General features: G+C 35.9%; 11 protein-coding genes. 9 read left to right on the top strand and 2 right to left on the bottom strand.

The genetic code is table 11. The features are described from left to right. Nucleotides 1–2: 2 nt before the first annotated feature. Complete coding sequence (locus AC0L5Q_RS05985; RefSeq protein WP_473615633.1) at nt 3–1412, top strand: TonB-dependent receptor; 1410 nt, start codon at nt 3–5, stop codon at nt 1410–1412. An 89-nt stretch (nt 1413–1501) separates the two neighbouring features. Here AC0L5Q_RS05985 and AC0L5Q_RS05980 read toward each other — a convergent pair whose 3' ends face one another. Next, nucleotides 1502–2362 carry an NAD(P)-dependent oxidoreductase gene (locus tag AC0L5Q_RS05980; protein WP_473615629.1) on the bottom strand — a complete coding sequence of 287 codons (861 nt, stop codon included), beginning with the start codon at nt 2360–2362 and terminating at the stop codon, nt 1502–1504. 176 nt (nt 2363–2538) lie between these two features. On the opposite strand from AC0L5Q_RS05980, the gene AC0L5Q_RS05975 reads away from it, so the two are divergent. The 3 genes from AC0L5Q_RS05975 (at nt 2539) to AC0L5Q_RS05965 (ending at nt 9307) form a co-directional block, all read left to right on the top strand. Then, nucleotides 2539–3963, top strand: coding sequence for an aminotransferase-like domain-containing protein (locus AC0L5Q_RS05975; RefSeq protein ID WP_473615626.1), 1425 nt, complete (start codon nt 2539–2541; stop codon nt 3961–3963). 205 nt (nt 3964–4168) lie between these two features. Beyond that, nucleotides 4169–8152, top strand: a complete 3984-nt coding sequence (locus AC0L5Q_RS05970) for a zinc-dependent metalloprotease family protein (protein WP_473615622.1) — start codon at nt 4169–4171, stop codon at nt 8150–8152. A gap of 324 nt (nt 8153–8476) precedes the next feature. Next, nucleotides 8477–9307: a M48 family metallopeptidase gene (locus AC0L5Q_RS05965; RefSeq protein WP_473615620.1), complete on the top strand. Its 831-nt coding sequence runs from the start codon at nt 8477–8479 to the stop codon at nt 9305–9307. Nucleotides 9308–9616: 309 nt separating this feature from the next. Here AC0L5Q_RS05965 and AC0L5Q_RS05960 read toward each other — a convergent pair whose 3' ends face one another. Further along, the gene (locus AC0L5Q_RS05960) at nt 9617–10945 is read right to left on the bottom strand and encodes a Na+/H+ antiporter NhaC family protein (protein WP_473615617.1); all 1329 of its coding nucleotides are present in this window, start codon (nt 10943–10945) and stop codon (nt 9617–9619) included. Nucleotides 10946–11230: 285 nt separating this feature from the next. On the opposite strand from AC0L5Q_RS05960, the gene AC0L5Q_RS05955 reads away from it, so the two are divergent. From AC0L5Q_RS05955 to carB, 5 genes are all read left to right on the top strand, one after another. After that, nucleotides 11231–11854 carry an FKBP-type peptidyl-prolyl cis-trans isomerase gene (locus AC0L5Q_RS05955; protein WP_473615614.1) on the top strand — a complete coding sequence of 208 codons (624 nt, stop codon included), beginning with the start codon at nt 11231–11233 and terminating at the stop codon, nt 11852–11854. A gap of 72 nt (nt 11855–11926) precedes the next feature. Continuing rightward, complete coding sequence (locus tag AC0L5Q_RS05950; protein ID WP_473615610.1) at nt 11927–12361, top strand: hypothetical protein; 435 nt, start codon at nt 11927–11929, stop codon at nt 12359–12361. A gap of 22 nt (nt 12362–12383) precedes the next feature. Continuing rightward, nucleotides 12384–13187: a 4-hydroxy-tetrahydrodipicolinate reductase gene (gene dapB / locus AC0L5Q_RS05945; RefSeq protein ID WP_473615606.1), complete on the top strand. Its 804-nt coding sequence runs from the start codon at nt 12384–12386 to the stop codon at nt 13185–13187. 272 nt (nt 13188–13459) lie between these two features. After that, entirely contained in the window at nt 13460–14605 is a 1146-nt protein-coding gene (gene carA, locus AC0L5Q_RS05940) for a glutamine-hydrolyzing carbamoyl-phosphate synthase small subunit (RefSeq protein WP_473615602.1), read from the top strand. Nucleotides 14606–14630: 25 nt separating this feature from the next. Continuing rightward, a complete protein-coding gene (carB, locus tag AC0L5Q_RS05935) occupies nt 14631–17849 on the top strand; it encodes a carbamoyl-phosphate synthase large subunit (RefSeq protein ID WP_473615598.1) in 3219 nt (1072 codons plus the stop codon). Nucleotides 17850–17970: the final 121 nt, after the last annotated feature.

The raw sequence follows: 17970 nt of genomic DNA, 5'->3' as shown, positions 1-17970 counted from the left end.
TCATGGATAAAAAAGTTAGCTCGCGCACTACAAGTAACAAAGCTTTACGCTTGAATCTTGATGAGAAAAAGTATGGAACTATCGTAGAGATAGGTGCAGGCCAAGAAGTGGCGAGGCAGTTTTTTTTAGCGGGAGCTGCAGCAGGAACTATTGCTAAAACTATGTCTGCTTATGACATGAAGTTTTCTGATGCAATATACGGTGTGCAAGAAGATAGACGTTATGTAAGTAAAGCACGTGTAAAAGCTATGATGACACAAGAATTTGCTCTTGTGGTAGACCGGGTAGGTGATATTCGTTCTAAGTCTTCACGTTATTTTTCTTATGCAGCAACGGTTGCCGCTAAAAGTTTTAATCGTAAAAACGAATGCCATGCTTGGTGTGGTGTTAGAGTGCAAATGTATCCAGGCGCAGAGCCTTCAAATATTACTATTCATGTTCGCATGCATGATGATAGCGCTGAAGCGCAACAAGAAGCGTTAGGCAATTTAGGTGTAAACCTTATTTACGCCGCTTATTATTATTTTGAAAATCCAAAAGATATTATTGATTCTTTAAGTGACAACATAGGTAAAGATCGTATTGAAATAGATGCCATTGAATTTGAAGGGCCCTATTTTGAAGATATTGATAACCGTGCGATAAACTTACACTTAATACGTAGTTGGAAAACCCGTGCCATTATGTTTAAGCCTGATGGTTCAGTAACTGTTCCAGCAGATATGTTGTATAAAAAGAACGTATTAACGATTCGTGGTTCATTCAAGCCAGCCACTAAACTAAATGTGGATATGATTGAGCAAGGTAAAAACTCTTTTAATACGCTTAATAGTTTAGATGGTGATAGTACAATTGCTATTGCTGAAATATCGCTGAATGATCTGTATGGTAATGATGCGAAAGTGCCTGAAGCTGATATTATTACAAGGGTTCAGTTACTAAACTCGCTGGGTTATAGCGTAATGATTTCTGATTACACTCGTTACTTTTCTTTACGTGCTTATTTTCGTCAATATACGCAGCTACAAATAGGGATTGTTGTGGGTATGATGAACATGCGACAAATTTTTGATGAGCAGTTTTATCGTGGGGTAGAAGGTGGAATACTGGAAGCTTTTGGTAAATTATTTCCAGATAATACGCGTATATTTGTATATCCAGAATTAGAAAATGGCGACGAGCTTATTGATTTTACTCAAGTTAAAGTGCCTGACCATTTACGCTTTTTATATCAACATTTACTAGAAAATAATTTTATATCAGGTATTGAATGCAGTGATAAAAAATTATTAAAAATATACTCTAGAGAAGTACTTAAGCAAATATCTTCAGGTAAGGCAGGCTGGGAAAAGAATGTACCGGAAGCTATTGTTGAAGAAATTAAAGAAAATAAATTACTCGGTTATAGATAACTCTTTATTGAATTTGTTATAGCTGATATATGTGTTCAAAAGCCCTTTAAATATACTTTCAAAGGGCTTTTTTGATAAAAGGTGAGCCTTTATTCTATATCTTTAATTAAAACCGAGGTGTCGCAACGATTAAACCCCTTTTCTTGTAATCGCTGATACGAAGCATCTACCATTTTAGCTACAGGTAAATTTATGCCTAGCTGTTCAGCTTGCTCTAAGCAAATATTCAAATCTTTTCTCATCCAGTCTATAGCAAACCCGAAATCAAATTGATCTTCTGCCATGGTATGCGTTCGTTGTTCAAGCTGCCAAGACTGAGCTGCACCATGTTTAAGTACATCTCTTACGGTAACTAAATCTAATCCTGACTTTTTAGCGAGTGTTAAACCTTCTGACAACCCTTGTAAAATGCCGGCTATACAGAGTTGATTAACCATTTTACAGGTTTGTCCTGCGCCTACATCGCCTAAACGAGTCACTTGTTTAGCATAGATATTAATCGTGTTTTCAATGTCTTTAAATTTTTCTTCATCGCCACCAACCATAATTGTTAGCGCGCCATTTTGAGCACCTATTTCACCGCCAGATACGGGGGCATCAAAAAAGGTGTTGTTTTGTTTAAGGCATACTTGAGATATTTCTTTAGCCACTTCAGCAGAGGTTGTTGTGTGATCAATTAAAATAGCACCTTCTTTTAATCCTGCTAATATTCCATTTTCTCCAAAGCAAACCTCTCTTAAATCGTTATCATTTCCCACACAACACATAACCAATTCAGCTTCTTTTACTGCTTCTTTAGGTGTTGGCGCGATAGAGCCGTTATATTCGTTTTTCCATGCTAAAGCTTTTGTTTCTGTTCTATTAAAAACGGTTACTTGCAGGCCATTATGTTGTAAATGTCCCGCCATTGAATATCCCATAGTGCCTAAACCAATAAATGCTACTTTCATTTAAAAACTCTCCATAAAAAAACAATAGAATTATTTAACCAGTATTAAAAATAATAAGCGATGCACTTTCCATATATTTGGTTGTTTTTCTTTTAAATAGCGTGAAAATTTATGGTATAAAAAATGTTAGCTAGTACAATGTTGTTAATTGTACTAGCTTTGGCTATGGAAAAATAATGTCTCAATTATGGAATTGGCTTGATGGCTTTCATCAAAGGAAAAATCGACTAACCTTACATCAGGCACTTTATCAACAACTTCAATATGCTATTGAACAAGGCTTATTGAAAGCGGGTGATAAATTACCTACGCATAGAGAGTTGGCAACAAGGTTAAGTATTGCTGTGGCTACCGTTACTAAAGTATATAAAGCAGCCGAAAGTGCTGGTTTTATTAATGCAAAAGTAGGTAAAGGGAGTTTTGTTTCTGCGTGTCCTGTATTACCACAAGCGATCAAAGCGAATGATCTTCAATCTATCAATTTATCTATTATCAAACCGCAAGTTAATATTGCAAATCAACAAATTACGCAGCAACTTAAAAGCTTGAGCGAGCAAAATAAATTATCAGAATTAATGGATTATAATGTTGCAGGGGGTAGCCTAACGGATCATCAAGCGGCGACACATTGGTTGTTATCGCAAGGGGTACTAATAAACAAAAAACAAGTATCGCTATGCAGTGGTGCGCAGCATGGTTTAATGGTGCTAATAAGTACTTTAACTGATTATGGTGATTGTATTGCTGTAGAAAGCTTATGTTATCCGGGCATTATTTCACTTGCTAATCAGTTCGGACGAAAACTTATTCCGCTTGAAATAGATGAAGAGGGCATTACGCCAGAATCGTTAGAACAAGCTTGTCAGCAACATGATATAAAACTATTGATTGTAGTTGCTTCTCATCAAAATCCAACAGCTTCTATTATGTCTGTTAAGCGAAGAAAAGAAATTGCTCGAATAGTTACTAAACATAAAGTTTGGATGATAGATGATGACGTTTACGGCTTTTTGAGTCCTGAACTTCCTGCACTCTCTAATTTCGCACCTGAATATGGTTTTTATTTAAGTAGTTTATCTAAATCTATTTTTCCGGGTCTACGAGTCGGGTTTATTGTTTATCCTGAGACGTTTAAACAACGTATAGAAGCGACAATAAGAAATACAATATGGATGCCGGTTCCGTTAACGCTAGCTTTAGCGTCTAAACTTATTTTTTCAGGGCAAGCGTTAGCCATTCAAAAACAGCAAAGAGACATAGCGATTAAACGTCAAATTATTGCTAAACGTATTTTAAAAGGAGAACAGCTATCGTCCCAAATAAATAGCTTCCATTTATGGTTAACGTTACCTTCACCGTGGACGAGTGATAAATTTAGTCAAGCATTAGAAGAGCGTGGTGTACTGGTTTCAAGTGCTGATTATTTTAGAGTAAGCCATTCAAATGCTAATATTCAAAGTAATAAAGCTACAGTCCAGAAAGGAAACAAAATTGAAGCGGTAAGAATATCTTTAATGGCGGCAAAATCAGAAGATGAATTAATTTTTGCTTTGAATAATGTTAAAAAAATTATAATAAATAATAAAATCATTATGATATAAGGGGTTTCGATGTTAAATATGTTTAGTTTAATTTCTGAGTAACTTATATAAAAGTATATGTGCCAAGCTATAAATATTTGAGAAGGTAAGAATAGAATTGTTTTGTTTGGTTGGGCGTTTTTGATACACTTTAAAAATAAAATACAAATTATCTGGATAAGTTAAGTAACAAATAAAGGTTATTTAACTGTTATAAGGAATGTAAGTGAAAACAATTTTAATATTTATTATTATTCTAATATCAACTGCAGTATCTGCTAAAAACAATGACCTACTTTTTTCTATATCTAAAAAAATAAGCGAATCGAGTTATCAAATATCTTTAGTTGATAGTAGAGATAAACTAATCAAAAAGGATACCATTAGCATTGATATTCCTGAGCTTGGTTTAGTTCAATTTGTGAGAAAAAACTTTTATGTAACGCATAAAAATCAGCAGGTTTGGTTAGGTGAGGCAGAAAATAAGAGTACAATTAGTTTAATTTACTCGAAGCATGGCTTAAGCGGTAGTATTATCGCTAAACTAGGTACATGGAAAATACAAACACTTGCTGATAACGACATAAAGTTAGAAAAATTTGAGATCACTTTCCCAAAAGGTAGTACTGATGTAATTGATAGAGAGCAGCAGCAATCTACAAGCAAATTACAAAAATCATTAGTTTCTCCTTCTTCTTATAATACAACTTATTTACAAACACTTCAGAGTGAAGCTCCTAAAGGTTTTACTGAAAGTAATGATATTCGGATTTTGGTTTATTATTCCTCATTAGCATTACAGATAAAACCTAGCTTGGAAGACTTGATTGAGCTTGATTTTGCTAATGCAAATCAAGCCTTAATTAATTCAGGAATAGATGCTTCTTATACGCTCGCGGGTTTAGTTATGATTAATACCTATTATCCTAATGATCCTTTACCTGACATGTTAGAGCGTAAAGGTAGCTTTGACCGTTTAGATGAATTACGTGATAAATATGATGCGGATTTAGTCAATTATTATGGACATTTGGGGGCTTTTACTGATTCGTTTTGCGGCAAGGCTTATTACACAACGAGTGCTTCAGGTTGGGTTGATAGCCGTTATGGACTTAGTGTTATAGGTATAAACTGTACAGGAGGTTTAACTTTTGCTCATGAAATAGGCCACAATCTTGGCGCTAAGCATGACCGCTTCGTTGAAAGCTCAAAAACTATTGAAAACGATTATGCATACGGCCATGTTGATGTGGAAAATCAATTTAAAACTATTATGTCATATGATGATGCTTGTAACAAAGCAGGTGTAAGTTGCAAGACTATTACTCATTATTCAAATCCTAGTATTAATTATCAATCAATACCTACAGGAATTGATGAATCAGAAGGTAATAGTGCAGACAATGCATCGTTGTTGAATAAGACTGCGAATATAGTTGCTAATTTTAATGGCGTTGGTTATCCCGATAATTTTGTTGTCTCTAAAGGTATATATAGTAATGAAGTGAAATTGAGTTGGTCTGCTATGCCAAAAGCTGATGGTTATGAAATTAGAAAAGTTAAACTTAATGGTACTTGTCCATTATTTAAAGATACTTACGCTATTTATAATACTGTTGAAGAAACAGAAATAAGCATACCTGAAGGTGACGAACAAGTATGTTATTGGGTTAGAGCTTATAAAACATATGAACATGGCGCGATTAATTATTCAGCACCAACGCCGGTTGAAGTAGGTTATAGCAAAGAACACAATATACATATTAGTGACATATTACCTCAACATATTACAGATCAAAACACACAACTAACATTAAATTTTTCTACAAATATAGCAGCTGAGATTAATGTTAGTATACTCGATTCAACTGCTGAAGATTGGCTGGAAGCCACCGTCATATCACTTGGAAATAACCAGTTTCAATTATTGTTAAATAATACTAAGAGCATTTCTGCTTCAAGTGTAGTTGTGATTGATGCAAGCGGCACTAAAGAATATATACCTGTTCAGTTTAGCGGTTATACTAATACTGCACCTGTTATTAATGTAGCAGATACAATTGTTATTCCTCAAAATGGCAGTGTTACTGTCGATTATTCTATTTTTGATAATGGAGGAAGCGATAACCTTACAACCAAGATCAACGCTACTAGGGACATTACTGTTTCTGATAATGAGGGCAGGTTAATCATTAGTGTTAATAGTCAAAAGTTTGGTTCTGTTGGTAGTGTTGATTTTTCAGCTTTTGATGGTGAGCTATTAACTCTTAAAAGTGTAAATATTCATGTAGAACGCCAAGTTTATCAGCCACCAACGATACCGACAGAAATAACATTGTTTGTTTCTAATAATGAACCATTAACCAGAATATTACCTGGATATAGCATTGATGATGATGTAATAAGTTATAAAATAGATGAGGAACCTAAGCAAGGAAGTCTCACCTTAGATATAGAGAAAAACTCATTTACCTATCAGGCAGCAGCTGATTTTAAAGAAGATAGCTTTGTTTTAGAAAGTCAATTAAGTGTAACAGATGATAACAATCTTCCTGACGATGTTTATACCACGTTAGTTCATGTAAAACCTCTTCCTATATTACAAACAAATTATCGACAAGATTTTTTTGATTACTTCAAATATTCATTTTTATTAACACACCGCGGCCAATTGTGGTTTTGGGGAGACAAGTCGGGAGCTAAACCTCAACTATTTTCAGATGGCTCTTGGATTGATTTAGCTTATATTCGTACTGGCCGTAATCTATTGATTTTATTGAAGAGCGACGGGACTTTATGGAGAGTGGAAACTTATTCTTCTGTTGACATTTCAACCAGCGGCCAGGATAAGTATTTCAGCGATCCGGTGCAAATAGGAATAGATAAAGATTGGACTGCTATATATAGTAATTCTGGAGTTTTTGGTGATGGAATTTTCTTACAAAAAGCTGACGGTAGTTTGTGGGGAATAGGTAAATTAGCATCATTTTTTGAAGTAGGTAATTCTGAATCTTTTGAATCACCTGTTCAAGTAAATGGATTGTATAATTGGATTGGGGCATCAAAACATGAACAACATTTTTACATGTTCTTGAATAATGAGGGAGAAGTATGGACTGGTGGAATTGGTAATTCTCTTGGGAGAATGGATACTAATGGGAAAATAGCACCAGTAGATATTCCTGAACCAGTAACAAAAATAAATGGTGGTCTTTGGCGAAAGTACGCACATACATCTTCAGGACTGTATGGTTGGGGATCTATCTTCTTACTAAAAGATGAAAATGTAAATTATGATACACCTGTACTTATTGAAGATAATAGTTGGTCACATTTTTCTGTTTCAAATTATAATATTTCAATAATCTCATCTTCGGGGGAGCTTTATACTGCTTCCGTTAGCAATAACTCTCCAGTATTAGGGCGTGGTGAAAATGCAACAAAAGAATTAAATAAAGTTGGAGAAGATACTGATTGGTTGGCTAGTTATTCGATTGTGGATGCTACATATGCATTAAAGAAAGACGGTAGCCTATGGGTTACAGGTTATTCAGACGTTCAATATAGACTTGGTTTGGGTGAAGAAGCTGAAACCAAAACATTTGAATTTACAAAAATAACACTCTTACCAGAGGGGCTTCTTGGTGCTGATGATACTGATGGAGATGGACTTGTAAACTTTATAGATATTGATGATGATAACGATTGTATTGTTGATAGTTTAGATAAAATGCCTGATGTATTTGATGAAAATGGTTGTGTAGACAGTGACAATGATGGTGCCATTAATATGATAGATTTGGATGATGATAATGATAGTGTTAATGATGTTGATGACGCTTTTCCATTAGATCCAAATGAGTCAATAGATACTGATTTGGATGGCGTGGGCAATAATGAAGATACCGATGATGATGGTGATAATGTTAATGATGTCGATGACGCTTTTCCACTAGATCCAAATGAGTCAATAGATACTGATTTGGATGGGGTGGGCAATAATGAAGATACTGATGATGATGGTGATAATGTTATTGATAGTTTAGATGCATACCCATTAGATGCATCATTATCTTCTTTACCTGCTAATAACAATACCAAAGACGTTACCCCTAATAACCAAAATGAGAGTAGTGGAGGCGAGGGAAGTGGGTTAATTCTTTTAGTGCTTTTTAGTTATTATTTGCGAAAAACTAAAGTTATTGTTTAGTTGTTAAAGGTATGATTTTCAATTAAAAGCTTTTGAGTTATTCAAAAGCTTTTTTGCTTTTACGGGATATCAATAATTACATGTGTTTTGTGTTGGGTTTGTTTTTATTTAAAATAGGAATTAAGAACAACTTAATATTCTTTTGGGATAGGGTGAGTTAGACTTAAAATTATAAAGGTGTCCCTCTTAATACTTTAAATATGGTTAAGCTGTTTATTCATTATTTTTCTTGGTATAGCTTTATAATTTGAATAAACCAGTGACATAACTCTGACGCGGTTGAATTAAGCATATCGATTTAAGAATGTTGAATTAGGAATATGAATGAAAAAACTATTACTTTGTGCTGTTGCAGCGCAAATTTTATTAAGTGCATGTAGCACATCGTCTTCAGGTAGAAACCAAATTATGCTTTATTCAAATACTGAATTGAGCAAAATGGGCGCTACATCTTTTGAACAAATGAAAGCAGAAGTAAAAATTAGTCAAGATCCTGCTACCAACCAGTTTGTACAATGTGTTGCAGATGCTATTACAATAAACGTACCTAAATCTGCTCACGACGGTGAATGGGAAGTTGTGGTATTTGATTCTCCACAAATTAATGCTTTTGCACTGCCCGGTGGCAAGATAGGTGTTTATACAGGTATTTTGAATGTCACTGAAAGTCAAGACCAGCTTGCTGCCATTATGGGACATGAAGTGGGGCATGTTATTGAACATCATTCAAACGAACGTTTATCTTCAAACAAAGTTGCTCAAGGCGGGTTAGCTATTGCTGGTGTAGCGCTTGCAGCGAAAGGCAATGAAAATAAAGCCCTTTGGATGGCTGGATTAGGTTTAGGTGTACAATATGGTGTGTTAATGCCTTATGGCAGAACACACGAAAGTGAAGCCGATATAGTAGGGCAAGACTTAATGGCTAAATCAGGTTTTGAACCTAGCGCCAGTATTAAGCTTTGGCAAAACATGGCTAAAAATTCAAAATCAGCGCCACCTGAATTTTTATCGACTCATCCGTCAAATCAAACACGTATTAAACAATTAACGGCTCATTTGCCTGTGTCTAAAAAATTGATGACAGGAACTAAAACTCCAAACTGTGTAAAGCCTGAGTTTATTCCTATTTCTAAAGTGGAAGAAGCGAAGAGTTAAACGTAGAGAAACGCTTAAAATACTAATAAACCTCAGCTCGGGATAAGCAAAATTACTCAACAAGCTATTTTTATGCCTAACTTCGTTGAATTTATTACTAATAGCTAGCTATTAGATAGAAAAATTCGCCTTGTTATACACAAAAATATCAATGTTGAGAGACTAATATAACTTAGGAAAACAACGGTACAGGTTAAGATTTTGATAAATAATAATTTTAATTCATTATCTAACATTCATTAACCCGAGTTGAGGTTAATAAATAAAAAGGCGTAAACCTAATAAGTTTACGCCTTTTTATATCAATTCTTATTTTGTTGCTCGCCAAAAAGCATATCCACCAACAAAAAATAACACCATAGGGTAGTAAGAGCTTAAAACAACTTCTACAGGTGAAATTTTTAACGTAGCGCCTAATAGTAAAGCTTGAGCACCATAAGGTAATAGTCCTTGGCTGATACAAGCATATATATCTAATATGCTAGCAGAGTATGCCGGCGGTAACTCTCCGTCGGTTGCTAAGTTTTTTGCGGTTTCACCGGTAACAATAATTGAAACGGTATTGTTGGCAGTAAAGAAGTTACAGGCAAACGCTAAACTGGCAATACCTATTCCTGCTGAGCGTTTTTTATTATTAGGACAAAGTTTATTTGCTAAAGACTTAACTGCTGCAGTAAGTGCGGCAAGGCCACCTTGTTGTTTGATGAGTTCACTTAAGCCACCGATAAATAAGGCGAGTATCATGGTGTCTTGCATACTTGCAAAGCCTGTGTTGATATCACTAACCCAACTTCCTAATTGATAGTCATTCGACAACATACCAATAAAGGCTGCTAAAATAATACCAATAACTAATACAACAAATACATTAACTCCTGACAACGCCAATATAAGAATAACAATATAAGGAATAAGGCCAATAAATGAGATGTCTTGTGTTTGCTCAAACGGAATGTCTTCTCCCATAAATACAAAAATGGCTAAACAAATAAGCGCTGCGGGAATAGCAAATTTAAAGTTAACTTTAAATTTGTCTTTCATTTTGGCCCCTTGGCTTCGGGTTGAAGCAATAGTGGTATCAGAAATAAAAGATAAATTATCGCCAAATATAGCGCCTGAAATAATACAACCTGCTACAAGTCCAGCATCTAAACTTGCTGATTCAATAAAACCTAAAGCGATAGGAGCTATTGCCGCAATCGTACCCATAGAGGTGCCCATTGCCGTAGATATAAATGCTGCTACAAGAAATAACCCCGGTAATAATAAGTAATCAGGAAATACAGATAAACCTAACTGAACACTTGCATCAACACTGCCGGTTGATTTAGCTACGGTGGCAAAAGCGCCTGCTAATAAGTAAATAACACACATGGTAATAATGTTGTTATGGCCAGCACCATCAATAAACTGATTGATTTGTGTGTTTATAGATTCTTTACCTAAGAAGATCGCAAAGAGAATAGCTGGGATAATGGCGATACTTGCAGGTAATTGATAAAAAGCAAAATCAACGCCATTCAGAGTTAAAATAATCCCTGTACCTAAAAATAGTCCTAAGAATACTCCAAAAGGTAATAAGCTGATTAATCGTTTTTCTTCGGTGTTTGAGTTATGTGAAGTACTGTTTAAATTCATAATGTCATCTAATAAGAGCATAGAGTTGCATTATTCACTTTATTTTTCAAAGGCTCAAGCTTTAGCAAAACTATTCATTCACGGATAAAAAATAACTTATATCAAATTAATCACATTATTCTCTTAAAATCTTACTGTAGGGTATATATGTTTTATGGTATTCTTTCGCGCGAATTTTATTAAAGCCAAGTAACGTTTAAAAAGTTACCTCAGTCATTTTATAATTTTAAATGGTTGATTACTTACTTAAATGGAGAATGGCAATCAAATATAAGAGCCCCCCAAATGTCTGATAACAAATTTGAATCAATCGAAGCACGTGTAAGTTACGGTGTAGGTCGTCAATTAGGTGACCAATTACGTAACAATCCTTTTAAAGATTTTGACGTAACAGCTGTTCAAGCTGGTTTAGCGGATGCAATTGCAAACGCTGCAAGCCAAGTAGATGACGAACAATTAAACGAAGCATTTGCTATTGTTTCTAAAAAATTACAAGAGCAAGAGCAAGAAGCTGCTAAAGCATTATCAGCTGAAGGCGAAGCCTTTTTAGTAGAAAACGCAAAGCGTGATGAAGTAACCGTTACTGAATCAGGTTTACAATACGAAGTATTAGCAACTGGCGAAGGCGAAAAGCCAACAGCTGAAAGTACTGTTCGTACACATTACCACGGTACATTTATTAGTGGCGACGTTTTTGATAGCTCTGTAGAGCGCGGTCAACCAGCTGAGTTCCCAGTTGGTGGTGTTATCGCTGGTTGGACTGAAGCATTACAACTAATGACTGAAGGTTCAAAATGGCGCTTATACGTTCCATTTAACTTAGCTTACGGTGAGAGAGGTTCTCAAGGAGCTATTCCTCCGTACGCAACATTAATATTTGATGTTGAGCTATTAGCTATTGTTAGCTAGTAGTTATTTTAAAGCCCTCAGTTGAGGGCTTTTTTATATCTAACCATTTTAAAAATTTAGGTTTATTGATTGATGCAAGTAGAACAAGAGCTAAAGGTATTATTTACCCGCTATATTGAAGCGTTTAAGTTTTATGATATGGATGCAGCACTTAGTTGCTATCATTTGCCTTGTACTTTACATACACCTGAAAAAATAGCTAACTTAGCTAATGAAGAACAATTTAAACAGGAATTTATAGATATATTTACTGTGTTAAAGCATGCCAATATTTCGAAAATAGTGGCTGATAAAGCTAGCTATCAGCATTGTCAAAAAAACTCATTAGATGTATGTATAGATTGGTTGTTTTATGATGAAAACAATGAGCTATTTACCGACTTCACAGCGTTTTATCATATTGCTAATAATGATGATAAATCAGAAGAAATTGGAAAAATAGTGAGTGTTGTTTCGCACGAGTTACAAAACTCTATTGAACTAGCTCAGCCTTTTAAAATATTGTAGATTTGAAATTAAGAGATAAAGAATGAAAGTAAAAGTAGCCATATTAGGGTGTAGTGGTCGAATGGGCCGCAATTTAATTCAAGCAGCTGTAGAGCATGAATCTATTGAATTAGTGGGTGGAAGCGTTAGAGCAACATCTTCTTTTGTTAATTTTGATTTAGGTGAATTAGCTGGTATTGGTGCAATTGGTTCTAAAACATCAATTGATTTAAATGAACTACTCGAAGCTGATGTGTTTATTGATTTTACCTCAATTGAAACAACACTTGAGAACATTAAATGGTGTCAACAGCACAATAAAGCGCTAGTTATCGGTACTACAGGCTTTACAGATGCACAAGTAGATGAAATTAAACAAGCTGGCGAAAGCATTCCCGTTATTCTTGCTCCTAATACGAGTGTTGGAGTGAACTTACTTTTTAAGCTTTTAGAGATCACAGCAAAAGCAATTGGTGAACATACCGACATTGAAATATTTGAAGCACACCATAGATTTAAAAAAGATGCACCGTCTGGCACCGCAGTAAAAATGGGTCAAGTGATTGCTGATACGCTAGGTAGAGATTTAAATAAATGTGCTGTTTATGGCAGGGAAGGTATTACCGGTGAACGCGATAAAGAAACCATAGGTTTTGCAACGGTTAGGGCTGGCGACATAGTTGGCGAACATACTGCCTTTTTTGCGGATATTGGAGAACGATTAGAAATCACCCATAAAGCCAGCTCACGTATGACTTTTGCTTTAGGTGCTATGCGCGCCGCATTTTGGTTGAGTGAAGCTGATATCGGCTATTACGATATGCAAGACGTATTAGGTTTAAAATAAAAGAATTTTATAGATAACTGCTACTTTTGGCAGTTTTGAATAAAAATTCAAATTAAAGCTTGTTTTTTACATTTTTGACTAGACGAAAAGGTAATACAAGCGTAAAATAAGTGGATTTTGTCAAAAATTAAGTCTTTTTAAATAAAAGCATTGTTTTTGGCATTTTTTCTATGTGGTATTTAATAAAATAATAAATACCACTTTTATGCTTAATGATGGAATTTATTTAGTTGTTCATTATTAAGTTTGTTTTCTTCTTTACGGAGGTTAAATTGACTAAATCTGCCATTTTGGTGCTTGAAGACGGCACTGTATTTAAAGGTACTGCTATTGGTGCAAGTGGGGCGGCTGTTGGCGAAGTTGTATTCAATACTTCAATGACCGGTTACCAAGAAATTCTTACCGATCCCTCATATGCAGAGCAAATTGTTACGCTTACTTATCCTCATATCGGTAATACCGGTACTAACTCAGAAGATGAAGAGTCGGGTGAGATTGTAGCAAAAGGTTTAGTTATTAGAGATTTACCTTTACTAGCAAGTAACTTCAGAAATGAAGAGAACTTAAGTGACTACTTAAGTCGCAATAATATTTTAGGTATTGCTAATATTGATACACGTAAGCTAACACGTATTCTACGTGAAAAAGGTGCTCAAAACGGTTGTATCATTGCTGGCGACCTTGCTGAAGGCGAGACACTTGATGAAGCAAGTGCATTAGCACAAGCAAAAGCATTTCCAGGCCTTAAAGGTATGGATTTAGCAAAAGTTGTTTCTACTAAAGAGCAATATGAATGGACAGAAGGTAGCTGGGTATTAGGTCAAGGCTTTGTAACACCGGCTGAAAAACCATTTCATGTTGTTGCATACGATTTTGGTGCTAAACGTAATATATTACGTATGTTAGTTGACCGTGGTTGTAGATTAACAGTTGTACCAGCACAAACGTCTGCTGCCGATGTTTTAGCCATGAATCCTGATGGCGTATTTTTATCTAATGGTCCTGGTGATCCAGAGCCATGTACTTACGCAATTGAAGCAATTAAAGAAATTTTAGCCACTAATTTACCTGTGTTTGGTATTTGTTTAGGCCACCAATTACTTGGCTTAGCTAATGGCGCTTCAACCATTAAAATGAGTCATGGTCATCATGGTGCTAACCATCCAGTGAAAGACTTTAAACGCGATGTTGTGATGATAACGTCACAAAATCATGGTTTTGCTATTGATGAAGTAAATATTCCAGCAAACATTGAAGTAACACATAAGTCGTTATTTGATGGAACAATACAAGGTATTCATTTAACTGATAAGCCTGCATTTAGTTTCCAAGGACATCCAGAAGCGAGTCCGGGTCCACATGATGCGGCACCTTTGTTTGACCACTTTATTGATTTAATCAAAGCTGCTAAAGCTTAAGCTAAGACAAGAGAGAGAAAAAGAAATGCCAAAACGTACCGATTTAAAAAGTATCTTGATCTTAGGCGCTGGACCAATTGTTATTGGTCAAGCATGTGAATTTGATTATTCAGGCGCACAAGCTTGTAAAGCGTTACGCGAAGAAGGTTATCGAGTTATTTTAGTTAACTCTAACCCTGCAACTATAATGACAGACCCTGAAATGGCTGATGCAACTTATATCGAGCCTATTCATTGGGAAGTTGTTCGCAAAATTATTGAAAAAGAACGTCCTTGTGCGGTATTACCAACAATGGGCGGTCAAACAGCACTTAATTGTGCTTTAGAATTAGAAGCGAAAGGCGTATTAGCTGAATTTAATGTTGAAATGATCGGCGCTACAGCTGACGCAATCGACAAAGCGGAAAACCGTGAACGCTTCGATCAAGCAATGAAAAATATAGGACTTGAATGTCCTAAAGCTGAAATTGTTCATACAATTGAAGAAGCGCATGCGGCAAGCAAGAACTTAGGCTTTCCTTGTATCATTCGTCCATCTTTTACTATGGGTGGAACAGGCGGCGGTATCGCATATAACATCGAAGAGTTTGATGAGATTTGTACCCGTGGCTTAGATCTTTCTCCAACATCTGAATTATTAATTGATGAATCATTAATTGGCTGGAAAGAGTATGAAATGGAAGTGGTTCGTGACAAAAATGATAACTGTATCATTATTTGTTCAATTGAAAACTTCGACCCTATGGGTATTCATACTGGTGATTCAATCACTGTAGCACCAGCACAAACGCTAACAGATAAAGAATACCAAATTATGCGTAACGCTTCTATTGCGGTATTACGTGAAATTGGTGTTGAAACTGGTGGTTCAAACGTTCAATTTGGTATATGTCCTGATACAGGGCGTATGGTTATCATCGAGATGAACCCACGTGTATCTCGTTCATCTGCATTAGCCTCTAAAGCGACAGGTTTCCCAATCGCTAAAATTGCAGCAAAATTAGCTGTAGGTTATACCCTTGATGAATTGCAAAATGATATTACCGGTGGTGCAACTCCAGCATCATTTGAACCAACAATTGATTACGTTGTTACTAAGATCCCTCGTTTTAACTTTGAAAAATTTGCTGGTTCTGAAGATAGGTTAACAACGCAAATGAAATCTGTTGGTGAAGTTATGGCTATTGGTCGTAACCAACAAGAATCAATGCAAAAAGCATTACGCGGTTTAGAAGTTGGCGTGAGTGGTTTTGACCCAATTGTTGATGTAACCAAAAAAGGTGCTAAAACTAAAATTATGCACGAGCTTCAAGAAGCAGGCGCAGACCGTATTTGGTATGTTGCCGATGCATTTCGTTTAGGGTTAACCATTGAAGATGTTTTTAATGCAACTAAGATAGATCGTTGGTTCTTAGTGCAAATTGAAGATTTAATTCTTGAAGAGAAAAAAGTTTCTGAAGGCGGCATGAAGTCGTTAACACCTGAATATCTAAGACAATTAAAGCGTAAAGGTTTTGCTGACTCTCGTCTTGCTGATGTTATTGGTGTTAATGAATCTGAAATTCGTAAAAAGCGCCATGCTGCTGATATTTTTCCAGTTTATAAACGTGTAGATACGTGTGCCGCTGAATTTAGTTCAGATACAGCTTACATGTACTCAACTTACGATGAAGAATGTGAAGCTAATCCTACAGATAAAGAATCAATCATGATTTTAGGTGGCGGACCAAATCGAATTGGTCAAGGTATTGAATTTGATTATTGTTGTGTTCATGCTGCATTAGCTTTACGTGAAGATGGCTTTGAGACCATCATGGTTAACTGTAACCCTGAAACGGTTTCTACCGATTATGATACATCTGATCGTTTATATTTTGAATCTATCACTTTTGAAGATGTACTTGAAATTGTACGTGTTGAAAAGCCTAAAGGCGTAATTGTTCAGTACGGAGGTCAAACCCCGCTTAAACTAGCACGCGCTTTAGAAGCTGCGGGTGTACCAATTATTGGAACCTCACCGGATGCCATTGACCGTGCAGAAGACAGAGAGCGTTTCCAACAAGCGGTTGACCGTTTAGGTTTATTACAACCTGAAAATGCAACAGTAACTTCAATTGATGAAGCCATGGCTAAAGCTGAAGCGATTGGCTTCCCACTTGTTGTTCGTCCTTCATACGTATTAGGTGGTCGTGCAATGGAAATTGTATACGACTTAGATGATTTACGTCGTTACATGACAGAAGCTGTAAGCGTTTCTAACGATTCACCAGTATTACTTGATCACTTCTTAGATGATGCGATTGAAGTTGATATTGACGTGATTTGTGATGGTACTGATGTGGTTATTGGCGGCATTATGCAACACATTGAACAAGCAGGTGTTCACTCAGGTGACTCAGCATGTTCATTACCTGTATATAGCTTAAGCCAAGAAGTTCAAGACGTAATGCGTAAGCAAGTTACCGATTTAGCTTTTGAGCTAGGTGTTATTGGTTTAATGAATACGCAAATGGCTGTTAAAAATGGTGAAGTTTATCTTATTGAAGTAAACCCTCGTGCCGCACGTACAGTTCCATTTGTATCTAAAGCAACAGGTGTTCCTTTAGCTAAAATTGGCGCACAAGTTATGGCAGGTAAAACCTTAAAAGAATTAGGTATTACTAAAGAAGTTATTCCACCATACTTTTCTGTTAAAGAAGTTGTTATACCATTTAACAAATTCCACGGTAGTGACCCATTGGTTGGACCAGAAATGCGTTCAACAGGTGAAGTTATGGGGGTTGGTGATACATTTGAAGAAGCCTTTGCTAAAGCTAACTTAGGTGCAGGTGTATCTGTTCCTAAAGATGGCCGTGCCTTAATTTCTGTTCGTAACAGTGATAAAGGTCGTGTACTTGATTTAGCCAAGAAAATGGTTGAGTTAGGGTACGAGCTAGATGCTACTCATGGTACTGAAGTTATTTTACGCGAAGCAGGTGTTCCTGTACGTCGTGTAAATAAAGTACATGAAGGTCGTCCTCATATTCTTGATAGAATTAAGAATAGCGAATATACCTACATTATTAATACAACAGAAGGCCGTAAAGCCATTGAAGATTCAAAAGTTTTACGTGGCGGCGCATTACGTTATAAGGTGGCATACACTACAACATTGAATGCAGCCTTTGCAGCGTGCCAAGCTCATGCCGCAGATGATAGAAATACGGTTAACTCTATTCAAGAATTACACCTTCGTTGTAAGTAAGCCTCTAGCTTTATGGTGAGTAGTGATTTAAGATGTTAGGTCGCTACTCACATTGTATTTATTTTTAAATAAAGCAATTTACCCGTTGAGTAAAAATTATTTTTAAAGTGGTGTTTCTAAC

This window comes from Pseudocolwellia sp. G5-9 (assembly GCF_055808995.1).
Note: the sequence above shows the minus strand (reverse complement) of the source record. Positions and strands in the feature narration are given on the sequence as shown.

Coding starts and splice junctions, on each gene's coding strand:
- AC0L5Q_RS05985 (WP_473615633.1), top strand. CDS start 3: ATGGATAAAAAAGTTAGCTCGCGCACTACAAGTAACAAAGCTTTACGC.
- AC0L5Q_RS05980 (WP_473615629.1), bottom strand. CDS start 2,362: ATGAAAGTAGCATTTATTGGTTTAGGCACTATGGGATATTCAATGGCG.
- AC0L5Q_RS05975 (WP_473615626.1), top strand. CDS start 2,539: ATGTCTCAATTATGGAATTGGCTTGATGGCTTTCATCAAAGGAAAAAT.
- AC0L5Q_RS05965 (WP_473615620.1), top strand. CDS start 8,477: ATGAAAAAACTATTACTTTGTGCTGTTGCAGCGCAAATTTTATTAAGT.
- AC0L5Q_RS05960 (WP_473615617.1), bottom strand. CDS start 10,945: ATGAATTTAAACAGTACTTCACATAACTCAAACACCGAAGAAAAACGA.
- AC0L5Q_RS05955 (WP_473615614.1), top strand. CDS start 11,231: ATGTCTGATAACAAATTTGAATCAATCGAAGCACGTGTAAGTTACGGT.
- AC0L5Q_RS05950 (WP_473615610.1), top strand. CDS start 11,927: ATGCAAGTAGAACAAGAGCTAAAGGTATTATTTACCCGCTATATTGAA.
- dapB (WP_473615606.1), top strand. CDS start 12,384: ATGAAAGTAAAAGTAGCCATATTAGGGTGTAGTGGTCGAATGGGCCGC.
- carB (WP_473615598.1), top strand. CDS start 14,631: ATGCCAAAACGTACCGATTTAAAAAGTATCTTGATCTTAGGCGCTGGA.